Annotated in this window: 5 protein-coding genes; all 5 read left to right on the top strand. The window is 68.7% G+C overall.

Annotated features, from left to right (window positions below; genetic code table 11):
* The first annotated feature begins 24 nt into the window (after positions 1-24).
* The 5 genes from D7V93_RS38190 to D7V93_RS38170 all read left to right on the top strand — a co-directional run bounded on the left by D7V93_RS38190 (position 25) and on the right by D7V93_RS38170 (position 4,709).
* A complete protein-coding gene (locus D7V93_RS38190) occupies positions 25-723 on the top strand; it encodes a peptidylprolyl isomerase (RefSeq protein ID WP_120648007.1) in 699 nt (232 codons plus the stop codon).
* Positions 724-728: 5 nt separating this feature from the next.
* Positions 729-1,274, top strand: a complete 546-nt coding sequence (locus D7V93_RS38185; protein WP_244237751.1) for a peptidylprolyl isomerase — start codon at positions 729-731, stop codon at positions 1,272-1,274.
* 97 nt (positions 1,275-1,371) lie between these two features.
* On the top strand, positions 1,372-2,325 hold the full coding sequence (gene era / locus D7V93_RS38180) for a GTPase Era (RefSeq protein ID WP_120648005.1): 954 nt from the start codon (positions 1,372-1,374) through the stop codon (positions 2,323-2,325).
* A 73-nt stretch (positions 2,326-2,398) separates the two neighbouring features.
* Complete coding sequence (gene der, locus D7V93_RS38175) at positions 2,399-3,808, top strand: ribosome biogenesis GTPase Der (protein ID WP_120648004.1); 1,410 nt, start codon at positions 2,399-2,401, stop codon at positions 3,806-3,808.
* Between the two features lie 97 nt (positions 3,809-3,905).
* Positions 3,906-4,709 carry a tetratricopeptide repeat protein gene (locus D7V93_RS38170; RefSeq protein WP_372338402.1) on the top strand — a complete coding sequence of 268 codons (804 nt, stop codon included), beginning with the start codon at positions 3,906-3,908 and terminating at the stop codon, positions 4,707-4,709.
* Positions 4,710-4,763 lie beyond the last annotated feature (54 nt).

Genomic DNA, 4,763 nt, shown 5'->3' with positions numbered 1-4,763 from the left:
TTCCTGCCCTGGAGGCCGTCCCGTATGCACCGTCTTCTCGGTATCACCGTTGCCTTGTTCGCCGCCGGAGTCCTGGCCGCCGAACCGGCCGTGGGCCCCTGGACCAAGAAGGTCCAGGCCGGCAAGGACCTCTACGCGACCCTGAAGACGAGCCAGGGCACCGTCATCGTGAAGCTCTTCTCCAAGGACGCTCCCAAGACGGTGGAGAACTTCGTCGGGCTGGCCACCGGGGAGAAGGCCTGGACGGACCCCACCACGGGCCAGCAGGTGACGAAGAAGCCCCTGTACCCGGGCACCGTCTTCCACCGCGTCATCCCGGGCTTCATGATCCAGGGTGGCGACCCCACGGGCACCGGCATGGGCGACCCGGGCTACCGCTTCGAGGACGAGTTCCAGAGCGGCCGCAGCTTCGACAAGCCGGGCCTGCTCGCCATGGCGAACGCGGGGCGCAACACCAACGGCAGCCAGTTCTTCATCACCACCGCCACCCCCATGCACCTCACCGGCCGGCACACCATCTTCGGTGAGGTCGTCGCCGGCTATGACGTGGTGGAGAAGATTGGCAACGTGCCCCGGAGCGCGCAGGACCGCCCCCAGACGCCGGTGGTCCTCACCGCCGTCACGCTGAGCGACAAGGCCCCGAAGGGCGTCCCCGCGGCGAAGGCTCCGGCAGCGAAGGCTCCAGCGGCGAAGACCCCCAGCACCCCGAGCCCGACGCCGTGACGTTCATGGAGCGGGCCCGCGCGGGCGAGGAGCTGTTCGCGGCGTTCAACACCACCGAGGGGCGCATCGTCGTGCGCCTGCTCCCCCAGGACGCTCCGAGGACGGTGGAGAACTTCGTGGGGCTCGCCACGGGCGAGAAGGCCTGGACGCACCCCATCACCAGCGAGGCCATGCACGGCCGCCCGCTCTACGACGGGACGCTGCTGTTCCGCTGCATCAAGGACTTCATGATCCAGGGCGGGGATCCGAGCAGCCGGGGCAACGGCGGGCCGGGCTTCCGGTTCGAGGATGAGTTCCAGGGCGGCCGGCGTTTCGACAAGAAGGGTGTGCTGGCCATGGGCAACACCGGCCCCAACACCAACGGCAGTCAGTTCTTCATCACCGCGGCACCCACCCCCCACCTCAACAACCGACACACCATCTTCGGCGAGGTGGTGGAAGGGCAGGACGTGGTGGACCGCATCGCCAACGAGCTTCCCAAGGACTCGAACGACCGTCCCCGCCGGGACGTGCGCATCCAGACGTTGACCATCTCCACGGCGCGGCCCTAAGTCCGACTCACGTCGCCCCGTTCATCGCAGTCCCGTGGTTTCCCCGGGGCCTTCCCGTCGCTGCTTCCGGCAAGGCCCACTGATCATCTCCGGAAGTATGGCCTCTCAGTCCTCGCAGAAGAAACCCCGCGCCGGCTTCGCCGCGCTCATCGGCCGGCCCAATGTGGGCAAGAGCACGCTGCTCAACGCGCTCACGGGCGAGAAGATCGCCATCGTCTCGCCCAAGCCCCAGACGACCCGCAACCGCATCCTCGGCGTGGTGACGCGTCCGGAAGGGCAGGTGGCCTTCCTCGACACGCCCGGCATCCACCAGGCCAAGGGAGAGCTCAACCGCTACATGGTGGAGGCCGCCCTCTCCGCGGCCGAGGAGGTGGACCTCGTCCTCTTCCTCATCGAGCCGCCCGCCGGTGAGACGCTGGACGTCACGCCCGGCAACCGCGCCATCCTCGAGCGGCTGCAGAAGGTGGGCAAGCCCACCTTCCTGGTCATCAACAAGATCGACGCCATCCCGAAGGAGAAGCTCCTCCCGCTCATCGCGCTGTACGGCGAGCAGTTCCCCTTCGCGGAGGTGGTGCCCATCTCCGCCCGGGAGAAGGACGGCGTGGAGCACCTGTTCCAGGTCGTCCTGGGCCACCTGCCGGAGGGCGAGCCGCTCTTCGCCGAGGACATGCTCACCGACCAGCAGGAGCGCGTGCTGGTGGCCGAGTACATCCGCGAGCAGGTGCTCCGGCACTGCCGGCAGGAGATTCCATACTCCACCGCGGTGCTGGTGGACGTGTTCGACGAATCCGAGCGCGAGCCCCGTCCCGGCACGCCCCCGGGCCAGCTGGGCGGCCTCATCCGCATCGCGGCGTCCATCTACGTGGAGCGCGACAGCCAGAAGGCCATCCTGATTGGCAAGCAGGGGCAGATGCTGAAGCTCATCGGCACGGACGCGCGCAAGTCGGTGCAGCGCCTGCTGGGGGCGCATGTCTACCTGGACCTGCGCGTGCGCGTGGAGGCCCGCTGGAGCGAGCGCGCCGCGGGCCTGCGGAAGCTGGGTTACGAGTGATGCGGTCGCCGTCGCTACTCTTGTTGTCGTTCTTGTCGTCGCCGTTGCTGTCGTCGCTGTCGAAAGAGACTCCATGAAGCCGCTGGTCGCCATTGTCGGTCGCCCCAACGTGGGCAAGAGCACGCTGTTCAACCGCCTGGTGGGCCGCCGCATCGCGCTCGTGGAGGACGAGCCGGGCGTCACCCGCGACCGGCACTACGCCGAGGCGGACTGGGAGGGGCGCGCCTTCACCCTCATCGACACGGGCGGCTTCGTGCCCGGGGAGAAGGACTCGCTGCTCAAGCAGGTGCGCGAGCAGGCGCAGTTCGCCGTGGAGGAGTGCGACGTCATCATCTTCGTCGTGGACGCCCGCGTGGGCATGTCCACCGCGGACGAGGCCGTCGCCAACTACCTGCGCAAGAGCGGCAAGCCGGTGGTCGTCGCGGCCAACAAGCTCGACAATGAGACGGGGCTGATGCAGTCGCTGGCGGGCGAGTTCTTCCGCCTGGGCCTGGGCGACGTGCAGGGCATCTCCGCCGAGCACAACCTGGGCATGGGCAGCCTGATGGACTCCGTCGTGGCGAAGCTCGCCCCGAAGGTGGAGGGCGAGGACGCCGACGCGCCCCCCGACGACGGGAAGATCCGCGTCGCCATCATCGGCCGGCCCAACGTGGGCAAGAGCACCCTGGTCAACGCCATCCTCAAGGAGAAGCGCGTCGTCACCAGTGAGATCGCCGGCACCACGCGCGACCCCATCGACTCCGAGGTGACGTACAAGGGCAACGAGCTCATCCTCACCGACACTGCGGGCATCCGGCGCAAGAAGACCATCGCGCACCAGGTGGAGCAGTACTCGGTCATCGCCGCGCTCAAGGTGCTGGAGCGCAGCGACGTGGCGGTGCTCCTGATGGACGCCACCGAGCCCGCCGTGGACCAGGACGCGAAGCTCGCGGGCCTGTCCATGGACCGCGGCCGCGCGCTGGTCATCGTGGTGAACAAGTGGGACCTCATCGCGGAGGACAAGCGCAAGCAGGACGCGTTCCGCGACGACCTGAAGATCGCCCTCAAGTTCGTGGGCTACGCGCCCGTCATCTTCACGTCCGCCCTCCACGGCTCCAAGGTGGAGAAGGTGGTGGACGTGGCGGTGGAGCTGGCCAAGCAGTTCCGCTTCCGGGCGCCCACCCCGCAGCTCAACCGGCTGCTGGACTACATGGTGGACAACAACCCGGCGCCCATCGTGAAGGGCAAGCCGCTGCGCCTGTACTACATCGCCCAGGTGGCCGCGGCGCCGCCGACCTTCGCGCTCACCTGCAACGCCCCCGAAGGCGTGCCGGACATGTACAAGCGGTACATCACCAACCAGATCCGCAAGACGTTCGATTTGCGGGTCCCCATCCGGCTGCTCTTCCGCGAGCGCCCGGGCAAGGCCAAGCGCGAGGCGCGCAAGAAGCCGCACCTGGCGGGCAAGGGCGCCAAGGGTGGGAAGCGGGCAGGGCGCGACTGAGCGCGCACGTTCGTTGACACTTCCAGCAGGCGCTCTTTACAGTGCGCCGCTTTCGCAAGCGAAGAGCACCGTAAAGAGCCGGTAGAGAGGTTTCGTCATCGTGGCCCAGCCGAAGACCGAGAAGATTCGCCAGCAGGAGCTTCGTCAGCCGGATGCCTTCCAGAAGGTGGGGGCGGACGCGCGTGACTGGCTGATGCAGCGCCAGAAGTTCCTCGCCATCGGCGCCGGCGTGCTGGTGCTGGGCGCGGTGGGTGTCGCCATCGGCAGCGAGGTTTCCAAGCGCGGCGAGGCGCAGGCCTCCATGCAGCTGGGCCAGGCGCTCACCGTCCTGGACCGCCCGGTGACGGGCGTGGACCCGGCGGACCCCACGTCCACGGAGCCCCCGTTCCCCACGGTGGAGGCCCGCGACCAGCAGGTCGTGACGACGCTGGCCACCTTCCGCAAGGACCACGACGGGACCCGCGCGGCGACGACGGCGGCCCTGCCGCAGGCCAAGGCCGAGTTCCGGCTGGGCAAGTACGACGACGCGCTGGCGTCCCTGGGCGTCTTCCTCAAGGGCGTTCCGGAGAACGACGCCCTGCGCGCGAGCGCCCTGGAGGGCCAGGGCTACGCCTACGAGGCCAAGGGCGACTACGCCCAGGCCATCGCCTCCTTCGAGCAGATGGAGAAGGCGGACACGGGTGAGTACCTGGCCGGCATGGGCCAGTACCACAAGGCGCGCATGCTCATCCTGCAGGGCAAGAAGGACGAGGCCGCGCAGGTGCTGTCGAAGATCCCCACGGACCACCCGAACAGCGCGGCGGCCCGTCAGGCCACCGAGCGCATGGCGGTGCTGGCCTCCCAGGGCGTGAAGGTGCCCACGCCGGCGCCTCCGCCGGCCGCCACGACGGATGCGGGGTAGTCCTCGTTCATGACCATGCGGCTCGCTCGGTGGAAGCAGTGGGTGGGGGTGATG

Origin of the sequence: Corallococcus llansteffanensis (genome assembly GCF_003612055.1) — a bacterium.
In the GTDB taxonomy this organism is placed as follows: Bacteria; Myxococcota; Myxococcia; order Myxococcales; family Myxococcaceae; genus Corallococcus; species Corallococcus llansteffanensis.
Note: the sequence above shows the minus strand (reverse complement) of the source record. Positions and strands in the feature narration are given on the sequence as shown.

Bases quoted from the DNA above. Each gene is read 5' to 3' on its own strand.
- D7V93_RS38190 (WP_120648007.1), top strand. From the start codon at position 25: ATGCACCGTCTTCTCGGTATCACCGTTGCCTTGTTCGCCGCCGGAGTC.
- era (WP_120648005.1), top strand. From the start codon at position 1,372: ATGGCCTCTCAGTCCTCGCAGAAGAAACCCCGCGCCGGCTTCGCCGCG.
- D7V93_RS38185 (WP_244237751.1), top strand. From the start codon at position 729: ATGGAGCGGGCCCGCGCGGGCGAGGAGCTGTTCGCGGCGTTCAACACC.
- der (WP_120648004.1), top strand. From the start codon at position 2,399: ATGAAGCCGCTGGTCGCCATTGTCGGTCGCCCCAACGTGGGCAAGAGC.